The 17,189-nt window shown below is 58.6% G+C and carries 21 protein-coding genes; 12 read left to right on the top strand and 9 right to left on the bottom strand.

Annotation, left to right across the window (positions count from 1 at the left end):
- Nucleotides 1–119: 119 nt before the first annotated feature.
- The 5 genes from ABL922_RS06535 (at nt 120) to ABL922_RS06515 (ending at nt 4,241) form a co-directional block, all read left to right on the top strand.
- Nucleotides 120–977, top strand: coding sequence for a D-amino-acid transaminase (locus tag ABL922_RS06535; RefSeq protein WP_349023403.1), 858 nt, complete (start codon nt 120–122; stop codon nt 975–977).
- Between the two features lie 18 nt (nt 978–995).
- Nucleotides 996–1,706 (top strand): SIMPL domain-containing protein, encoded by a 711-nt coding sequence (locus ABL922_RS06530; protein ID WP_349023402.1) that lies wholly within the window; start codon nt 996–998, stop codon nt 1,704–1,706.
- 86 nt (nt 1,707–1,792) lie between these two features.
- Entirely contained in the window at nt 1,793–2,092 is a 300-nt protein-coding gene (locus ABL922_RS06525; protein WP_349023401.1) for a PepSY domain-containing protein, read from the top strand.
- 93 nt (nt 2,093–2,185) lie between these two features.
- Entirely contained in the window at nt 2,186–2,851 is a 666-nt protein-coding gene (locus ABL922_RS06520; protein ID WP_349023400.1) for a response regulator transcription factor, read from the top strand.
- A gap of 4 nt (nt 2,852–2,855) precedes the next feature.
- The gene (locus ABL922_RS06515) at nt 2,856–4,241 is read left to right on the top strand and encodes an ATP-binding protein (RefSeq protein ID WP_349023399.1); all 1,386 of its coding nucleotides are present in this window, start codon (nt 2,856–2,858) and stop codon (nt 4,239–4,241) included.
- 2 nt (nt 4,242–4,243) lie between these two features.
- Here the strand turns inward: ABL922_RS06515 and ABL922_RS06510 are convergent, their stop codons facing one another.
- The gene (locus ABL922_RS06510; RefSeq protein WP_349023398.1) at nt 4,244–4,585 is read right to left on the bottom strand and encodes an antibiotic biosynthesis monooxygenase; all 342 of its coding nucleotides are present in this window, start codon (nt 4,583–4,585) and stop codon (nt 4,244–4,246) included.
- Nucleotides 4,586–4,631: 46 nt separating this feature from the next.
- Nucleotides 4,632–4,919 (bottom strand): chorismate mutase, encoded by a 288-nt coding sequence (locus ABL922_RS06505; RefSeq protein ID WP_349023405.1) that lies wholly within the window; start codon nt 4,917–4,919, stop codon nt 4,632–4,634.
- 96 nt (nt 4,920–5,015) lie between these two features.
- Here ABL922_RS06505 and ABL922_RS06500 point away from each other — a divergent pair, with 96 nt between their 5' ends.
- The 3 genes from ABL922_RS06500 to ABL922_RS06490 all read left to right on the top strand — a co-directional run bounded on the left by ABL922_RS06500 (nt 5,016) and on the right by ABL922_RS06490 (nt 8,821).
- On the top strand, nt 5,016–6,029 hold the full coding sequence (locus ABL922_RS06500; protein ID WP_349023397.1) for a polyprenyl synthetase family protein: 1,014 nt from the start codon (nt 5,016–5,018) through the stop codon (nt 6,027–6,029).
- A gap of 6 nt (nt 6,030–6,035) precedes the next feature.
- The gene (gene hrpB / locus ABL922_RS06495) at nt 6,036–8,456 is read left to right on the top strand and encodes an ATP-dependent helicase HrpB (RefSeq protein ID WP_349023396.1); all 2,421 of its coding nucleotides are present in this window, start codon (nt 6,036–6,038) and stop codon (nt 8,454–8,456) included.
- 83 nt (nt 8,457–8,539) lie between these two features.
- Nucleotides 8,540–8,821, top strand: coding sequence for an ETC complex I subunit (locus ABL922_RS06490; protein ID WP_349023395.1), 282 nt, complete (start codon nt 8,540–8,542; stop codon nt 8,819–8,821).
- Here the strand turns inward: ABL922_RS06490 and ABL922_RS06485 are convergent.
- From ABL922_RS06485 to ABL922_RS06465, 5 genes are all read right to left on the bottom strand, one after another.
- Entirely contained in the window at nt 8,814–9,332 is a 519-nt protein-coding gene (locus ABL922_RS06485; RefSeq protein ID WP_349023394.1) for an NUDIX hydrolase, read from the bottom strand. The genes ABL922_RS06490 and ABL922_RS06485 overlap by 8 nt on opposite strands.
- Nucleotides 9,332–10,015 carry a hypothetical protein gene (locus ABL922_RS06480; protein ID WP_349023404.1) on the bottom strand — a complete coding sequence of 228 codons (684 nt, stop codon included), beginning with the start codon at nt 10,013–10,015 and terminating at the stop codon, nt 9,332–9,334. The genes ABL922_RS06485 and ABL922_RS06480 overlap by 1 nt, the downstream gene beginning before the upstream one ends.
- An 8-nt stretch (nt 10,016–10,023) precedes the next feature.
- Entirely contained in the window at nt 10,024–10,842 is an 819-nt protein-coding gene (locus ABL922_RS06475; RefSeq protein WP_349023393.1) for a TPM domain-containing protein, read from the bottom strand.
- Complete coding sequence (locus ABL922_RS06470; protein ID WP_349023392.1) at nt 10,839–11,321, bottom strand: TPM domain-containing protein; 483 nt, start codon at nt 11,319–11,321, stop codon at nt 10,839–10,841. The genes ABL922_RS06475 and ABL922_RS06470 overlap by 4 nt, the downstream gene beginning before the upstream one ends.
- Before the next feature lie 92 nt (nt 11,322–11,413).
- Complete coding sequence (locus tag ABL922_RS06465; protein ID WP_349023391.1) at nt 11,414–12,016, bottom strand: LemA family protein; 603 nt, start codon at nt 12,014–12,016, stop codon at nt 11,414–11,416.
- 154 nt (nt 12,017–12,170) lie between these two features.
- Between ABL922_RS06465 and mscL the strand changes: the two genes are divergently transcribed.
- The 4 genes from mscL to ABL922_RS06445 are packed head-to-tail and all read left to right on the top strand — an operon-like array spanning nt 12,171 to nt 15,925.
- Nucleotides 12,171–12,584 (top strand): large conductance mechanosensitive channel protein MscL, encoded by a 414-nt coding sequence (mscL, locus tag ABL922_RS06460; protein ID WP_349023390.1) that lies wholly within the window; start codon nt 12,171–12,173, stop codon nt 12,582–12,584.
- Between the two features lie 20 nt (nt 12,585–12,604).
- Nucleotides 12,605–13,882, top strand: coding sequence for a cyclopropane-fatty-acyl-phospholipid synthase family protein (locus tag ABL922_RS06455; RefSeq protein WP_349023389.1), 1,278 nt, complete (start codon nt 12,605–12,607; stop codon nt 13,880–13,882).
- A 22-nt stretch (nt 13,883–13,904) separates the two neighbouring features.
- Nucleotides 13,905–15,113, top strand: coding sequence for a serine hydrolase (locus ABL922_RS06450; protein WP_349023388.1), 1,209 nt, complete (start codon nt 13,905–13,907; stop codon nt 15,111–15,113).
- Nucleotides 15,110–15,925, top strand: coding sequence for an SDR family NAD(P)-dependent oxidoreductase (locus tag ABL922_RS06445; protein ID WP_349023387.1), 816 nt, complete (start codon nt 15,110–15,112; stop codon nt 15,923–15,925). The genes ABL922_RS06450 and ABL922_RS06445 overlap by 4 nt, the downstream gene beginning before the upstream one ends.
- Here ABL922_RS06445 and ABL922_RS06440 read toward each other — a convergent pair.
- Nucleotides 15,922–16,569 (bottom strand): heme exporter protein CcmB, encoded by a 648-nt coding sequence (locus ABL922_RS06440; RefSeq protein WP_349023386.1) that lies wholly within the window; start codon nt 16,567–16,569, stop codon nt 15,922–15,924. The two genes, ABL922_RS06445 and ABL922_RS06440, sit on opposite strands and share 4 nt — an antisense overlap.
- Nucleotides 16,566–17,183, bottom strand: coding sequence for a heme ABC exporter ATP-binding protein CcmA (gene ccmA / locus ABL922_RS06435; protein ID WP_349023385.1), 618 nt, complete (start codon nt 17,181–17,183; stop codon nt 16,566–16,568). The genes ABL922_RS06440 and ccmA overlap by 4 nt, the downstream gene beginning before the upstream one ends.
- Nucleotides 17,184–17,189: the final 6 nt, after the last annotated feature.

Here is a 17,189-nt window from a genome sequence, read left to right as displayed (position 1 = left end):
GGGCCGGGGGCGGGCCTGAAAGGGCGCTAGGCTCGCTGCGCTCGCTCCCTCCCCTAACCCCTCCCGTAAACGGGAAGGGGATTATTGACCTTCTGAATTGCTTGCCGCAAAGCCCATGAATGCGCACAGTGTATCTCAACGGCCACTATATCCTCGAAACCGATGCCAAGGTGTCGATCTTCGACCGCGGCTTTCTGTTTGCCGATGCAGTCTATGAGGTTGTTTCGGTGATCGACGGCAAGCTGATCGACTTCGAAGGCCATGTCGCGCGGTTGCACCGGTCGATGACCGAGTTGCGCATGCCGCAGCCACCAGCGCGCGAAGAGCTGCTCACGATGTGCCGCGAACTAGCGATGCGCAACGCGCTGACCGAAGGGATGATCTATTTCGAGGTCACACGCGGTAATCCCGGTGATCGCGATTTTCTTTTTCCTTCAACCGACCTGCCGCCGACAATAGTCGGCTTCACCCAGAACGCATCGCTAGTCGACAGGCCACAGGCAGAGTGCGGGGTTTCGGTGGTGACTCTGCCCGACCGCCGTTGGCAGATGGCGCATGTGAAGACGACGCAATTGCTCTATGCATCGCTGATGAAGGCGGAGGCCAAGGCGCGCGGAGCCGACGATGCATGGCTGGTGCGCGACGGCTTCGTCACCGAAGGCACCTCGCAAAACGCGCATATCGTAACGAAAGAGGGAAAGCTTATCACCCACCCGCTTGATAGCAGCATCCTGCACGGCATCACCCAGACTGCGGTGCTTGAACTGGCAAGGCAGGGCGTGGTTGAGGTCGAGACCCGTTCTTTCACGGTTGAGGAAGCAAAGGACGCCGCCGAAGCGATGGTCACCGCTGCCTCCGCCTTCGTCCTTCCTGTAACCCGTATAGACGGCGTTCAGCTTGGGGATGGCACATGCGGCCCGATCACGCGGAAATTGCGCAAAACCTATATAGAGTTCGCGCGCAATTCCGCGATCTGATCGCAAGAAGGAGTTTTTATGCGCAAGCTGATAATCGCCGCACTTTTGGCAACCGGCAGCATCACGGGGCAAGCAATGGCAACCGAAGTTCACATCACCGCGACCAATCCCGTCATCGATCTTTCGGTGACCGAATATGTCGACGCGACCCCTGACGTCGCTAGCTTCTCGACCGGTGTGCAAACGCTGGCACCAACCGCGAATGAGGCTGTGCGGCAGAATAATGCCCAGATGGCTTCGGTCATCGCGCGGCTCAAGAAGCTCGGCATAGCCGACAAGGATATCCAGACGACCCAGATTTCATTGAACCAGCAGTTCGACTACACCGAAGGACGTCAGGTGTTCCGCGGGTTCGAAGCCAGCAACACCGTAACGGCCAAACTGCGCGATCTGAAGAAATTGCCGCAATTCCTTGATGCGCTGGCAAGCGACGGCGCGACCAATTTCAGCGGCCCCGCCTTTTCGGTCGACGATGACAGCAAGCTTAAGGAAACCGCGCGCGATAAAGCGTGGGACAGCGCCATGAAGCGCGCTAACGCCATTGCGCGCAAGGCGGGCTTTACCAGCGCGCGGGTGCTCCGCGTCGAGGAACAATCGGGCGATTTCGGCGGCTATCCCATGCCCGTAATGGCGGTGCGCGAGCAGTCCTCGGCCAAGGATACGCCGATTGCACCGGGACAGGTACGCATCGGTTCGACGATGAATTTCACCTTTGAAATGGTGAAGTAAGCGGCGATGAAGGGCGGTTTTATCCTTACCAAATCCTTGACGCGCCGTTCAGACTCGGTTCAATGCGGCGCGTCTAATCGGGTCATATGAAAAAAGCTGTTCTGCTTCTCCTCGCTACCGCGCTTGGCTCTGCCAGCATCGCCGCCCCGGTCTATGCCCGCAAGGGCGATGATCAGGGCAAAGCGCGTGAGCAGATGAATATGGGCAAGGTGCTGTCTTTGCGTGAGATTGAGGGGCGCATCATTCCCCGGATGCGCGGGATGGAATATCTTGGCCCTGAATATGATGGCAATGCGCAGGTCTATCGCCTGAAATTTATCGATTCGGGTCGTGTGATCTTCGTCGACGTCGACGCCCGTTCGGGCAGTGTGCTGCGGCAACGCTAAGAACACGGGCCAAACGCAGCCTTTGTTTGCGCCTGTCGTTCAATCTGTTATCTCCGGTAAACCAAGAATAACCAAAGGGAGCAAGGAAGCGATATGCGCATCCTGATCGTGGAAGATGAACCGACACTGGGCCAGCAGCTGAAATCGACGCTAGAAGGTGCTGGCTATGCCGTAGATCTGTCGACAGACGGCGAAGACGGGCATTTCATGGGCTCCACCGAAAATTACGATGCGGTCATCCTCGATCTCGGGCTGCCCGAAGTGGATGGATTGACCGTGCTTGATCGCTGGCGGCGCGAAGGAAAGAAATTCCCTGTCCTGGTGCTGACGGCTCGCGACAGCTGGTCGGACAAGGTGGCCGGGCTTGATGCCGGTGCCGATGATTATCTCGCCAAGCCTTTCCAGACCGAGGAATTGATTGCCCGCCTTCGTGCCTTGATCCGCCGTGCCTCGGGCAATGCCTCTTCCGAGCTAATGGCAGGCGATGTCCGCCTCGATACCCGCTCGGGTCGCGTTACATTAAACGGCGAACCGGTGAAGCTGACGGCGCAGGAATATAAGCTGCTGTCCTATCTGATGCACCATAAGGGCAAGGTCGTCAGCCGCACCGAATTGATCGAACATATTTATGATCAGGATTTCGACCGCGATTCGAACACGATCGAAGTGTTCGTCACGCGTATCCGCAAGAAACTGGGCCAGGATGTCATCTCGACTATTCGCGGCCTCGGCTATAGCCTGGAAGAACCGCGCGGCTGACATCATGGCGGATGAGGCGGGCCAGGTTGCTCCGGTAACGACAGCAGAAAAGCCCGCACGCGGTACCGGCTCGCTCAGCCGCCGCATGATCATCATTGCCGCGGGCTGGATCACCCTGTTGCTGATTGCCGGTGGCCTCGCACTTGACCGGGTGTTGGTGAACGCCGTTTCCGACAATTTTGACGACCAGATGGAATATGTGCTGACAGCGATGCTCGCCTCGGCCGAAATCGGCCCGGATGGCGAAGTGCGTCTCAACCGGCCGTTGGGGGACCAGCGCTTTCTGGAACCGAATAGCGGACTATATTGGCAGATCAGCGGCAAGGGCAAGATGGCCTTTCCGTCCCGTTCACTGTGGGATCGCACCTTGCGCGTCGATTTAAGCCACACCGATTCCAAGCCGCATTTCCGCAACAGCGCCGAATTTGACGGTGAACCTCTACGCATTGTCGAGCGGGCAATTGTGTTGCCTGACAGCGAAACCCGCTGGATATTCATGGTGGCGCAGAGCCGTGAAAGTCTGGACGCGCAGATAACCGAATTGCGCACCGTGCTGGCGACGGCTTTCGCGGTGCTCGCCTTTGGCTTGATCATCATGGCGGCTTTGCAGACCTTTTACGGACTGTGGCCGTTACGCGACGTGCGCCGCGAGATTGCGGCGATGCGCAGCGGGAAACAGCACCGTATTCAGGATGCATTGCCTGATGAGGTTATGCCAATGGTCAATGAACTCAATGCGTTGCTTGATCATAATGAGAAACAGGCTGAAGAGGCGCGGCGCCATGCCGGCAATCTTGCCCACGCCCTGAAGACACCTCTGACGGTGATCATGAACAGCGCGACTGCGCAGGCGCCTGACCTGTCGGAAACGGTGATCCGCGAAGCGACGACGATGCGAAGACAGGTCGATCACCATCTGGCACGTGCACGTGCGGTCGGACGCCGTGGCCACAGCCATAGCCGCGCCGAGGTGTGGCATAGTCTCGAATCGGTCGAGCGCGCTGTTGGCCGCCTCTATCGCCACGTCCGGCTCGACATGGCCGGGCGGCAAGATCTGGCGGTGCGGGTCGAACGGCAGGATCTGGACGAGATGATCGGCAATCTGGTCGAAAATGCCGCCAAATATGGGGGAGGCAGCGTGTTTGTCACCGTCGAAGACGCCGACGACATGGTCGCGATTGTGATCGAGGATGATGGTCGTGGAATCCCCGAAAAGGATCGCGCACGCATTTTCGATCGCGGTGTGCGGCTCGATAGCGGAAAGCCCGGCACAGGCTTGGGCATGGCCATCGTGCGCGATGTCGCCGAAATATACAACGGCACTATCGAACTGGACGAGAGCGAGGATATGGGCGGGTTGCTCGTTCGGCTAAAACTGCCCAAAGCTTGAATTCAAACCGACAATAGGGTGATGTCACTGCTACCAACCCGCAGCAGCCATTCACCATCGCCGTCAACATTGTAGCTTGCGATATGGCCTGCGCTCATGGGCATATGCTTCATGAACTGGTTGAATTCCCCCATATGGTCGCCAGCCAAATGTGCTGCCTGCGCGGACTTATCGAGCCACCGTTCCGATACCCAGATTAATCCGGCGATGCCCGAATCTTCGGCCAGACTATATTGCAGGCAGCCATCCAGCGCCTGAACACGGGCAGCATGCAATGCCAGCCGACGGCGGTATTTGGCAAAGTCTGCAGCCTGAACTTTGATAAAACCTTGAACGATAATCATGGCATTGGCCTAGCATAGGCCGATTACCAACGCGTAAATCCGAGCATCACCCGTTGCCGCGGATCCGTTCATGGTGGCGGATCACTTCATCGATGATGAAGCGCAGGAATTTTTCGGTGAAATCGGGATCGAGATTGGCGTCCTTGGCCAATTGGCGAAGCCGCTCGATCTGGCGTTCCTCGCGCCCGGGGTCAGCGGGGGGTAGCTGGGTTGTCGCCTTATACTCGCCAACAGCCTGCGTGATCTTGAACCGCTCGGCCAACATGAAAACGAGCGCAGCATCGATATTGTCGATGCTTTCGCGATACCGGGTGAGCTTGTCGTCCTGTGCCATCGGCCATTCCATGCCGTGCCAAGCCGCGACAGGCAAGCGGCATTGCAGCTTTTGCACTTGCGCGCAGCCACGGCGCTTGCCAAGGCTCTGGTCGATATGACTGCGACCATCCACCAACTTGGCGCCGCGCGCACGCCTTCGCTACAGCCGATGCTGAATCTTGTGGCCCCCGAAATGAACCGGGTGAATGCGGTGATTCTGGACCGGATGCAGTCCGAAATACCGCTGATTCCGGAACTTGCAGGCCATCTGATTGCTGGTGGTGGAAAGCGGATGCGGCCGATGCTGACGCTCGCTTGCGCGCGCTTGCTCGATTATCCGGGCGATCGTCATCACAAGCTGGCGGCTGCGGTGGAGTTTATCCACACCGCGACCTTGCTCCACGACGATGTTGTCGATGGTAGTGACATGCGGCGTGGCAAGACGGCAGCGAACCTGATTTTTGGCAATCCGGCGGCGGTTCTGGTCGGCGATTTCCTGTTCAGCCGCTCGTTCGAGCTGATGGTTGAGGATGGCTCGTTGAAGGTCCTGAAAATCCTGTCGAATGCTTCGGCAGTGATCGCAGAGGGTGAGGTCAACCAGCTCACCGCTCAGCGCCAGATCAGCACCAGTCAGGAGAAATATCTCGACATTATCGGTTCGAAAACGGCGGCGCTTTTTGCTGCGGCCTGCCGCATCGCGGCCGTGGTTGCTGAACGCCCCGAGGCAGACGAACTGGCGCTCGACGCCTATGGCCGCAATTTGGGGATTGCTTTCCAGTTGGTCGACGATGCCATCGACTATGTTTCCGACGGCGCGACGATGGGCAAGGATGCGGGCGACGATTTCCGCGATGGCAAGGTGACGCTGCCCGTCATCCTCGCGCATAGCCGTGGCGATGCGGACGAAAAGAGTTTCTGGCACAATGCGATGCTCGGCCACCGCGTGAGTGCTGACGATCTGGCCTATGCCACCAGCCTGCTGCGCAAATATAACGCCATCGATGATACGCTGGAGCGTGCGCGCCACTATGGCCAGCGCGCGATTGATGCGCTTGGCCCATTCCCTGCCAGCGCTGCCAAGGACGCACTGGTCGAGGCGGTGGAGTTTGCCATTGCCCGCGCCTATTAAGGCTGCGTGATCCTTCCTGTCGAAGCTGTACTGCCGGAATTGAAGGCCGCGCTCGCCGCGGGTTCGAACGCCGTGCTGATCGCTCCACCGGGTGCGGGCAAGACCACGATGGTCGCCTCGGCTTTGCTGGGCGAGCCTTGGTGCAACGGCCAGATATTGATCTTGTCGCCGCGTAGGCTGGCCGCGCGCGCCGCTGCGGAACGGATTGCGGAACTGTCGGGTGATGCGGTCGGTGGGCTGGTGGGTTACGCCACCCGTATGGACAGCAAAACCTCTGAAAAAACGCGAATATTGGTCCTCACTGAAGGGATATTCCGGCGACGGATTCAGGATGACCCCGAACTGGCGAATGTTAGTGCGGTGCTGTTCGATGAAGTCCATGAACGCAGCCTAGATAGCGATTTCGGTTTGGCTTTGGCGCTCGATGCCCAAGGAGGTTTGCGGCCCGAACTGCGGCTGGTGGCGATGTCGGCCACGCTCGATGGCGGGCGCTTTGCCAAGCTGATGGCCGCGCCGGTCATCGAAAGCGAGGGCAAGTCATGGCCGCTCGAACTGCGCCATATCGGGCGCAAGGCGGAGGCGCGGATTGAGGATGAAATGGCCGCCGCCATTCGCCGTGCCTTGACCGAGGAGAAGCAGGGCGATGTGCTTGCCTTTCTGCCGGGTGTCGCTGAAATCGAAAGAACGGCGGAGCGGATTGAAGGCGTATCGGCCGAAGTCCACCGGCTGCACGGCAGCCTTGACCCCGCCGAACAGCGGGCAGCCATTCGCAAGGGCGCGCACCGCAAGGTCATTCTCGCCACCTCCATCGCCGAAACCAGCCTGACCATCGACGGTGTGCGGATTGTCGTCGATAGCGGGCTTGCACGCCGCGCGCGCTATGACCGGGCGGCAGGTTCGACCAGGTTGGTCACCGAGCGCGCAAGCCAGGCCGCGGCGACGCAAAGGGCAGGGCGTGCCGCAAGGCAGGGTCCGGGTGTCGCCTACCGCCTGTGGGAAGAAGCCGCGACCGCCGGAATGCCGCCCTTTGATCCGCCCGAAATATTGGAAGCCGACCTGTCGCCGCTGCTGCTCGATTGTGCTTTGTGGGGGGTAGGCGAGCCGGCATCGCTGCAATGGCTCGATCCGCCGTCTAAGGTAGCTCTTGACGAGGCGCGCACGCGATTGGTCGAGTTAGATGCAATCGATGTGGATGGAAGGCCCACCGAGCACGGTCGCGCGATTGCCCGCCTTCCGCTTCCGCCGCGCCTTGCGCATATGCTGGTTGCTGCGTCGCCCAAGGGTTTTGGCGGGCTTGCAGCGGAGGTCGCCATGCTTCTGTCCGAGCGCGGATTGGGCGGCAACGACACCGACCTTGAACGGAGGCTTGAACGCTGGCGTGGTGAGCGTGGACAACGTGCCGAAACCGCGAGGGGGATTGCCAAACGCTGGGCCAGACTTGCCCCGGTCGATGGCAAGGCCAGCATCGACGGAAGTGTTGCAGCAGCTGTCGCGCTTGCATACCCCGACCGTATCGCCAAGCGCCGAGATGCTTCGGGCGAAAACTGGCTCAGCGTAGGGGGCAGGGGGTATCGGCTTGATCCCGCGCATCCGCTGGCCAAAGCGGAATGGCTGGCCGTCGCCGATATTCAGGGCGCGGCATCGGGCGCGCGCATCCTATCCGCAGCGGCAGTCGATTTTGCCGAGATTGAGGCGCTTTACGGCGATCGCATCACCAGCGGCGCGCATGTGACCTTCGATGCTGCAACCGGAGGGGTGCGGACGGAAAGTGGTCGGCGGCTGGGGGCGATTACTCTGTCGAAGGGGCAGGATACCAAAGCCGATCCTGAAGCGATATCGGCGGCGCTGTTGCAGGGCGTGCGGGAGCATGGCCTCGGTCTGCTTCCTTGGCCAGAGGGCACAAGCCGCCTGCGCGAGCGCGCCCTATGGGCGGGTATTGCAGGATTGGGTGACACGGAGCTTGCCGAAACGCTCGACCTGTGGCTGGCACCGTTGCTGGCGGGCAAGCGGCGTCTTTCCGAGATTGACCCGGGTGCCCTCCATAATGCGATGCTTGGCTTGATCGGTTGGGATGGGCAGCAAGCCATTGAAAGGCTAGCCCCGCCACACTTTACCTCACCGGCAGGCACGATCCATGCAATTGACTACTCGGCTGAAGGCGGGCCGATGGTTGAACTGCGCGTGCAGGCACTATTCGGCCTTGCCGAGCATCCTCTGATTGGCGCAGGGCGAACGCCTCTGGTCCTGTCGCTGACGTCACCAGCAGGCCGCCCGATCCAGACCACGCGCGACTTGGGCAGCTTCTGGAAAGGCAGCTGGGCGGACGTCGCCAAAGAAATGCGCGGGCGTTATCCCAAGCATAATTGGCCCGATGACCCGACCGTGGCGGCGGCCAGTTTGAAGACCAAGAAGAAGCAGGGGCTTTGATGAAATCTAACCGTAGCCCTGAGCCTGTCGAAGGACGACGGTTTGGTATTGATTGGTTGGTCTAAATCAGCGAAAGGCCCATTATGACTCAGGCACGGATCGTCCAGAAATCGAAAAATGCGTTGCAATCGGGCCGTTATGGCACCGGGCAATGGGTGCTCGAATATATTCCCGCCGATGCGCAGCGCCCTGACCCGCTGATGGGCTGGGCCGGCTCGGCGGACACGCGTCGCCAGTTGAACCTGAAATTCGCGACGCTGGATGCGGCCAAGGCCTATGCTGACAAAAATGGCATCAGCTATACCGTGATCGCAGCTGCACCTAAGGTGCTGAAGTTGCAGGCCTACGCCGACAATTTCAGATAAGCTGCGGGCCCAAGAGCATCAATAGGCGGACATCTACGCCCATACCTTCCGCACGTTTGGTGTTAAGGAAGCTCTGAAGCGCGCTTAGCGCTACCCGGTGCACGGTGATGTCCTCACCATCGGTGCCACCGCCTTCGCTCACTTTTGACAGCTCGGTTGCCCGCACCAGCGTGAAGCTCTCGCTCACCATGCCGGGGGACGAATAATATTCACCCAGCGATTCCAGCTTCGCCGCGCGATATCCGGTTTCCTCTTCCAACTCACGGCTTGCCGCTTCCAGTGGATCTTCGCCTTCGGTTTCGTCGCCGATTAGCCCAGCGGGCAGTTCGATGCAGTTGCGCCCCAATGGAACGCGATATTGCTCAACTAGCAGGACATACCCGTCCTCTACCGCGAGGATCACCGCCGCCTTTATCCCGCGCGAACGGCTGACAAATTCCCACTTGCCCTTGCGCTTGGCGGTAACGAATTTACCTTGCCAGACGATCTCTTCGACTTCGCTGTCCGCCATCAGATTTCGATCAGCCTGTCGGGCAATTCATTCGGATTTTCACTGCCTTTGGGGAAATGTTCGGCCAGCACGACGCCCATTTGCCGCACTGCTTCGGCCATGCCTTCGCCGGGGCGGCCTTCGCGGAGCTTGTCGATCAGCGCAATCATCGCGTCGCCCCAGACTTCGGGGGCAACTTTGCCGGCAATCGCTTCATCGGCGACGATTTCAGCGCGGTGCTCGCGCATTGAAAGGTAAAGCAACACGCCGGTACGCCCGACAGTTTTGCTTTCGGTGCCGACCTTGAACAGGTCGATCGCCCGGGCGCGCACGCGGCGCATCTTGATATGCTTTGGCGTCAGCATCAGCCGCAACGGCATCCATTTCAATAGAAGCCAAGTTCCGAGCCATTTGCCGCCCATGAATAAGAAGATCAGGCCCAGATATTCGCTTGGGCTCCAGTCATGATCCCAGCCACCCAGCGCGCGGTCGATCATGCCTAGATAGAAATCGGGGAACACTGCAACCACCGACAATGCTAGGAAGGCAATCATCGTCGCCCATGACAGCGCAATGTCATTATAATCGTCAGACAGGTCTGTGACTATAGTCACGATTTCACCGCTGGTGTGGTTTTCGGCGGCGGCAACCGCCGCAGTCACCAACTGGTGATCGGCTGCGCTTACATGACTGATCTTACGCAAAGCCATGTTCACCATCCCCCTGAGGCGCCGCCGCCGCCGAAGCTGCCGCCACCGCCCGAGAAACCACCGCCACCAAAGCCGCCTCCGCCGAAGCCGCCGCTACTACCACCGCCCCAGCTCGATCCGCCGCCACCCCAGATGATCACCGGGCCACCCCAATGTTTGTCGCCGCCACGCCGATGCTTTTTGCCACCGCGCGCAATCGAAATGATGGTGGGCAGGATGAAGAAGAGGAAAATGAACAACCAGAAGATGACGAGGAATATGTCGCCGCCATCGCCGGAATTGTTGCTGTCGGCCAAGGCTGCTTCCTCGGCAACCTTGGCGGCCTCTTCGGGTGGCAGGGTCAGTTGTGTCGTGATGCGGTCAACCCCGGCATTGATACCGCCATTGAAATCGCCTGCCTTGAAATAAGGCGTGATGTCATTGCGGATGATGCTGGACGAAAGCCCATCGGTGAGCACGGGTTCAAGGCCATAACCAACCTCGATACGCATTTTGCGTTCGTTCGGGGCAACGATGAGGATCGCGCCATTATCCTTTTCGCTTTCGCCCTTGCCATCTTGCCCAATGGCCCAATGGCGACCTAGCCGATAGCCATAGTCGGAGATTTCGTAACCCTGTAGGTCCTTGATCGTGGTGACGACCAGTTGGCGGTTGGACTGGGTTTCTAGCCCCGCCAGCTTGGCAGTCAGCGACGCTTCCTGCTCAGGCGACAGCAAGTCGGCCTGATCAACAACGCGACCGGTCAGCTTCGGAAAATTCTGAGCGGATGCTGTCCCAATTGATGCGAACAACACAATCAAGAACAAAATAATCCGGCTCATGCAGCCTCATCCTTGGCATCCGGTGCAGCATTGTCATTCGCAGGCAATGTGGGGACGGATTTCATTTTGGCTATCATTCGATCAACGCCCGCTTCTATTCCCCCAGCAATATTGCCTTCTCGAAATTGAGGCAGGATTGATTCTCGCAATATTTGTCCTGCCAACTCGTCTGTGAAACTGCCCTCAAGACCTATACCGACTTCGATCCGCACTTTTCGTTCGTTAGGCGCTATGAGCAGTACAAGTCCATCAAGCCGCTCTTTATGGCCAATGCCCCAGCTTTGAGCCAAGTCGAAACTGTAGTCGCTGATCTCGCGTCCTTTCAGAGACTTTGTCGTGACGACAACCAGCTGCGGTCCAAATCGACGCTCAGCTTCGGCAAGCTTCGTTTCAATCCGCTTTTCTGTTTCGGGGTCGAGCAAGTCGGCCGTATCAACTACGCGCCCCGTAAGTTCGAGCGGTGGTTTGGCCTTGGGCATGGTTTCGACCTGCGAACAGGCCGAGATCAAAATGATCGTTAAAATAAGGACGAATGCGTGCCGCAACCGACGCCTTTCAATTACTTATGAGATCACGACGTCGGTGCCATATCAAGCTTAGGCGCGACTTCCGCGCCCGGTGTGCTGGCTTCATAGGGCACCATAGGCTTGGCTCCATGGATCACCTTGGCGCCGATGATATCGGGGAAGGTTCGAATCGTGGTGTTAAATTGGCGAACCGCTTCGTTATAGTCACGCAGCGTGATGCGGATGCGGTTTTCTTGGCCTTCGAGCTGGTCCTGCAATTTCAGGAAGCCCTCTTGGCTTTTCAACTGTGGGTATTGCTCGACCGAAACCAGCAGGCGCGACAGGCTACCTGACAGATTATTTTGCGCAGTTTGGAATGCAGCCATCTTTGCCGGATCGTTCAGGTCGCCTGGTGCCAGAGTAACCGAGGTCGCCTTTGCGCGTGCTTCGATCACTTCTGTCAGTGTCTTGTTTTCCTGCGCGGCGGCGCCTTTGACGACTGCGGCGAGATTCGGGATCAGATTGGCGCGTTCCTGAAACGCCGCCTGCACATCGGCCCATTTCGCTTTCGCATTTTCCTCGGCGGTCGGCACGCTGTTGATGCCGCAACCGGCGACCGAAACGGCAGCAACAGGTACGAGCAGGAATTTGGCAAGATCGGAACGCATGGGTGAACTCCTTCCCCAGAAGATTGTGTATTGCTTAGATAGGGCAGCCATCGAACGGTTTCAATCGCTGAAAAAGTTACATTTGTCAGTCTCGACACAAGTTACAATTGGTTTACCATGGTAATAGGCAAAATAGCCTATGGGGAGACGTAAAATGTTAGGTGAATTCAAGGCATTCATCGCACGCGGCAATGTGCTCGACCTTGCCGTTGGTGTGATTATTGGTGCGGCTTTTGGTAAAATCGTTTCGTCGCTGACCGACGATTTGATCATGCCGCTGATTTCGCTGGTTACCGGCGGTGGTACTGACTTTACCGCCAAATATATCATTCTTGGCGGGGCCGAAAAGGTTCAGGCCGGAATGTCCTTGGCGGCAGCCAAGGCGGCAGGGGCGAATGTCTTTGCTTGGGGTAGTTTCATCACTGCGATTATCAATTTCCTGATCCTTGCGTTTGTCATCTTCCTGATTGTGCGTCAGGCGAACAAGATGATTCCGCCTCCGGCTGCTGCAGGCCCGACCGAAGTCGATTTGCTCGCCGAAATTCGCGATGAGTTGAAGAAGAAGTAATCGCAGCATAAACGGGCGCGATGAATGCACCCGAACAGAATAGAGGCCGTCACCTCGTCCATCAGGCAAGCTTGCCAGGGGCGCGGGGCGGCTTTTTTTCGCGATTGAAGGGTAAAGCAGCAGCGCATTTCATCCAAACCATATTGGATCGCATCGATCAGGGTCTGGAATATGGGACGATCGAAGGCCGCTTGCCCGATGGGTCAACCCGGGTGGTCGGAGGGCGGGGAGAGGGCCCCGCCGCAACGATTGAAATCCGCGACTGGAAAGCCTTGGTCCGGCTAGCGCGTAGCGGCTCTATCGGCTGGTATGAAGGCTGGGCTGCGGGCGAATGGTACAGCCCTGATCCTGTTCCCATTTTCGACCTGTTCATGCGCAACCGCGTGGCGTTGGGTAGCGTCGGGAGGGCGTCGGGGCTAGCAAAAGCTGCTGGCCGGATTGCGCATTGGCTGCACCGCAACACCCGCAAGCATGCGCGCGACAATATTGAGGCGCATTACGACCTCGGCAATGATTTTTACGCTAGCTGGCTCGACGCGACGATGTCCTATTCGAGCGCGGTGTTCGGACATCTGCCGCCAGCCGGAGAGGCACTCGAAACCGCGCAGCAGCGAAAGATCGGCCTGATCCTTGATCGTACGCAGTTGAAGGCAGGCGAAACTCTGCTCGAAATCGGCTGCGGTTGGGGCGGGCTAGCCGAAGCGGCGCTCGAACGCGCGCCGATTTCCTTTCATGGCATCAGTCTGTCCCCAGAGCAGATCCGCTTTGCCGAAACGCGGCTGGCGGGGAAAGGTGACTGGAAGATCACATTGACCGATTACCGCGATGTCACCGGACAATATGACGCCATCGCCAGCGTCGAAATGGTCGAGGCGGTGGGGCAGGAATATTGGCCCGCCTATCTCGATTGCATCGCCCGCTGCCTGAAGCCCGGTGGACGTGCCGCGCTGCAATATATCTGCATCGAGGATGACATTTTTGAACAATATGCCGACGGGCAGGATTTCATCCAGCGCTATATCTTCCCCGGCGGGATGCTGCTTTCCGAAAGCCGCTTCCGAGCTTTGGCAGAGGCGCGTGGTTTGCGCTGGGAGGATCAGGTCGATTGTGGCGCGCATTATGCGGAAACGCTCCGCGTGTGGCGTGAACGCTTTGAGGCTGCCGTAGCGGAAGGGCGATTGCCCGCTGGCTTTGACAAGAAATTCGTTGCGCTTTGGCGTTTTTACCTGATGTATTGCGAGGGAGGGTTCCGTGGAGGCGGAATCAATGTGGCGCAGGTGACTTTGGTCAAAAAATAAAGCGGGACGGGAGAGGGACAGCATGAAAAAATGGATAATCGGCCTGTTGGTCGTGGTCGCGGCGGTGCTGGGCATTGGCTGGCTGACGATGGATAAGGAAATGCGCAATCTGGCCGCGAACCTGCCGACCGATCGCAACGTCCTGTTTTGGTCAATCCCGCAACGCGATGCCGCTTTCCGCACAATGGACCGCCTGCCAGTGCTCGCCAAGGCGAACATCATCGAGGCCGGCGACAAGGTCTTTCCTCTTGCCAAAGGCGCTGAATTCAAATCTGGCGTCGATGTCGATGCCTATATGAAGGCGCAACGCACCGCCGGACTCGTCATCATTCACGATGGCAAGATCCGTCTCGAAAAATATGGCCTCGATTTTGACGGCAATGGCAAATGGACCAGCTTTTCGGTTGCCAAGTCGCTGACTTCGACGATGGTCGGCGCGGCGATCAAGGATGGTTACATCAAAAGCCTCGACGATAAGGTGACGCAATATATCTCCGAAATGAAGGGATCGGCCTATGACGATGTCACCATCGCGCAATTGCTAACAATGACATCGGGCATCAAATGGAATGAGGATTATGAAGACCCGAAATCCGATGTCGCTCGCTTTAACGAGCATAAGGCCGAACCCGGCATCGACGTCACGGTCAGCTATATGCGCAAACTGCCACGCGAAGCACCTGCAGGAACCAAATGGGTTTACAAAACTGGTGAAACCAACCTGATCGGTGTATTGGTCAGCAAGGCTACGGGGAAGAAACTGTCGGACTATCTGTCGGCAAAAGTCTGGGCTCCCTTTGGCATGGAGCAGGACGCAAGCTGGCTGCTGGGTTCGAGCGGGCATGAGATCAGCGGTTGCTGCATTCAGGCCTCAACCCGCGACTATGCCCGCTTCGGGATGTTCATTCTCGACGGCGGTGTCGTGAACGGCAAGGCGATATTGCCCGAGGGCTGGATCGCCTCTGCGACGACCAAACAAGCCGATATCGGTGCCCCCGGCAGAGGCTATGGCTATCAATGGTGGACTTATGACGACGGCAGCTATGCCGCGCAGGGCATCTTTGGCCAGGGCATCTTCATCGATCCCAAGCGCAAGCTCGTGATCGCGACGAACAGCAACTGGCCGCGCGCAGTTGATCCTGCCGGGCAAGATGGCCGTGAGGCATTCTACAAAGCGGTGCAGAAAGCCTTGGACGACGAACTGGCCTCAATGCCGGAGGATGTGAAATGAGCGGCAAGACGGCATGGATAACCGGTGCATCGTCGGGCATCGGGGAAGGACTGGCGAAGGAATGGCTGGAGCGCGGCGGGCGCTGTGTGCTGTCAGGCCGCAATGTAGCAGCTTTGGAAGCGGTTGCGGCAAACGCGCCCGATCGCTGTCTGGTGCTGCCTTTTGAAAGCACCGACTTTGCGGCCATTCCGGCAATGGTCGACAAGGCGGTGGCGTTTGCTGGCAATGTCGATGTGCTCGTCAACAATGCAGGCATTTCGCAGCGCTCGCTTGCCATCGACACCGACATGACCGTGTATCGCAAGATTGTTGATGTCGATCTGCTCGCACCGATTGCGCTGACGCAGGCTCTTTTGCCACACCTGCTGGCGCGGGGTTCGGGCGGGGTCGTGATGATTTCGAGTGTTGCAGGCAAGGCAGGCATTCCGATGCGCACCGCCTATTGCGCCGCCAAGCACGGCCTTGTCGGCTATGCAGATTCGCTGCGCAGCGAAATTGCGGGGCAGGGCATCAAGGTGCTGGTTGTGGCGCCTGGTTCGGTGCGCACCAATGTCTCGCGCAATGCGCTGGCGTCTGACGGCTCGGTGCGTGGCGTCAGCGATGCGGCGATCGACAATGGCCTTGATCCCGCCGATGTCGCCAAGACAATATGGGACGCCCTTGATGCCGGAAAGCGTGAGATTGTGGTGGCTGAAGGTATGGAGGCGGCAATTCCGGTGATGCGCGCGCAGGAGCCGGACAAGCTGTTCGACATGGTCGAGGCGATGGTCGCGCAAGGCTATGCGCAAAAAATGGCGGCGGAAAAAAATTAGTCGCGGGCTGCTCTAAGAGCGGCTCCTGCGGCAAAGGGCGACAGAGCAGTCATCGCCAAGCTGGAGGCTGCCAGCAATTGTAGTGCGTTGTTGGCCGAATCGCCCAATGTCCCCGCACCGAAAATCAGGATCGGGATGGCAAGCGGAACAAGCAGCAGTCCGCCCAGCGCAGAAGCGCCGTTGAGGCCCGCTGTCAATGCCGCAATCGTGACCCCAAGGCCGGCAAAGGCGGGCAAAGCTATCGCAAGCCCGATAAGTAAGGCAGCCGCTTTTGCGTCGGGGACGCCCAGCAAAGCGATAGCGACAGGCGTCGCCAGAATCAGCGGAATGCCGAAGCCGATTATGTGACCCGCAATTTTTGCTGCAGCGATCCATTCGTCGGCCCAGCCACGGAGAGTCAGTTGGTCAAGCACGCCTGCCTGGCGGTCTGGCAGAACCAGCCTTTCGATGGGGAGCAGGCTGGCAAGCAAAGCTGCGATCCAGAGGATACTTCCACCAACTCGCGCGAGCAGTGCCTTGTCCGGGCCAGTGACGAACGGGAACAGGGTCGCGACTGCCAGATAGAACACGATGGGCAGCCACAGTCCGCCGCCCGTCCACGCCATGCGCACTTCGCGCCATGCGATACGCGCAAAACCGTTCATGCTGCTGCCTGCATTTTAGGGCGATCAATCACGATGCTGCGACTGACGTTGACGGTCGGCGCGATGTGTGATGCGATCAAGGCTATGCCGCCTTTTTCGGTGTGACGGATGATGGCCGAATCCAGCCGCGCAACATTGGCCTGATCGAGGCCGTTATAGGGTTCGTCGAGCAACCAGATGGGCACCTCACTGGCCAATAAACGCGCCAGACAACCGCGTCTTTTTTGTCCTGCGGATAGAAAGCGTACCGGCAATTCGGCCAAGCCGACCAAATCGAGCGTTTCAAGCGCTGCCTCCAGCCGCGATGCGGCAATTCCGTCTAGATTTGTCCAGAAACGGATCGCCTTTTCGAGCGGTTGATCAAGATCGAGCGCGAGGTTGTCATCGCACAGCGCGATCGCGCCATCGATTCTGACTTTACCAGATGCAACGGGAAGTAGCCCGGATAAAGTCCGAAACAGTGTCGATTTTCCGCTGCCATTGGCACCACGAACCCAAATCAAATCGCCGCTTTCGACTTCCAGATTGAAGTCGTGCAGGATAACCCGGCTTCCGCGCATGATCGCGATGCGGTCCAAATTGATAGCGGGCGATGCAGCTTGACTGTCCGGCATGGTGCG

Source organism: Sphingorhabdus sp. (genome assembly GCF_040079335.1).
Taxonomy (GTDB): Bacteria; Pseudomonadota; Alphaproteobacteria; order Sphingomonadales; family Sphingomonadaceae; genus Sphingorhabdus_B.
The sequence above is the reverse complement of the archived record's forward strand: the minus strand, read 5'-3'. Positions and strand labels throughout refer to the sequence as shown.

Bases quoted from the DNA above. Each gene is read 5' to 3' on its own strand.
- ABL922_RS06535 (WP_349023403.1), top strand. From the start codon at position 120: ATGCGCACAGTGTATCTCAACGGCCACTATATCCTCGAAACCGATGCC.
- ABL922_RS06530 (WP_349023402.1), top strand. From the start codon at position 996: ATGCGCAAGCTGATAATCGCCGCACTTTTGGCAACCGGCAGCATCACG.
- ABL922_RS06525 (WP_349023401.1), top strand. From the start codon at position 1,793: ATGAAAAAAGCTGTTCTGCTTCTCCTCGCTACCGCGCTTGGCTCTGCC.
- ABL922_RS06520 (WP_349023400.1), top strand. From the start codon at position 2,186: ATGCGCATCCTGATCGTGGAAGATGAACCGACACTGGGCCAGCAGCTG.
- ABL922_RS06515 (WP_349023399.1), top strand. From the start codon at position 2,856: ATGGCGGATGAGGCGGGCCAGGTTGCTCCGGTAACGACAGCAGAAAAG.
- ABL922_RS06510 (WP_349023398.1), bottom strand. From the start codon at position 4,585: ATGATTATCGTTCAAGGTTTTATCAAAGTTCAGGCTGCAGACTTTGCC.
- ABL922_RS06505 (WP_349023405.1), bottom strand. From the start codon at position 4,919: ATGGCACAGGACGACAAGCTCACCCGGTATCGCGAAAGCATCGACAAT.
- ABL922_RS06500 (WP_349023397.1), top strand. From the start codon at position 5,016: ATGACTGCGACCATCCACCAACTTGGCGCCGCGCGCACGCCTTCGCTA.
- ABL922_RS06490 (WP_349023395.1), top strand. From the start codon at position 8,540: ATGACTCAGGCACGGATCGTCCAGAAATCGAAAAATGCGTTGCAATCG.
- ABL922_RS06485 (WP_349023394.1), bottom strand. From the start codon at position 9,332: ATGGCGGACAGCGAAGTCGAAGAGATCGTCTGGCAAGGTAAATTCGTT.
- ABL922_RS06475 (WP_349023393.1), bottom strand. From the start codon at position 10,842: ATGAGCCGGATTATTTTGTTCTTGATTGTGTTGTTCGCATCAATTGGG.
- ABL922_RS06470 (WP_349023392.1), bottom strand. From the start codon at position 11,321: ATGCCCAAGGCCAAACCACCGCTCGAACTTACGGGGCGCGTAGTTGAT.
- ABL922_RS06465 (WP_349023391.1), bottom strand. From the start codon at position 12,016: ATGCGTTCCGATCTTGCCAAATTCCTGCTCGTACCTGTTGCTGCCGTT.
- mscL (WP_349023390.1), top strand. From the start codon at position 12,171: ATGTTAGGTGAATTCAAGGCATTCATCGCACGCGGCAATGTGCTCGAC.
- ABL922_RS06455 (WP_349023389.1), top strand. From the start codon at position 12,605: ATGAATGCACCCGAACAGAATAGAGGCCGTCACCTCGTCCATCAGGCA.
- ABL922_RS06450 (WP_349023388.1), top strand. From the start codon at position 13,905: ATGAAAAAATGGATAATCGGCCTGTTGGTCGTGGTCGCGGCGGTGCTG.
- ABL922_RS06445 (WP_349023387.1), top strand. From the start codon at position 15,110: ATGAGCGGCAAGACGGCATGGATAACCGGTGCATCGTCGGGCATCGGG.
- ABL922_RS06440 (WP_349023386.1), bottom strand. From the start codon at position 16,569: ATGAACGGTTTTGCGCGTATCGCATGGCGCGAAGTGCGCATGGCGTGG.
- ccmA (WP_349023385.1), bottom strand. From the start codon at position 17,183: ATGCCGGACAGTCAAGCTGCATCGCCCGCTATCAATTTGGACCGCATC.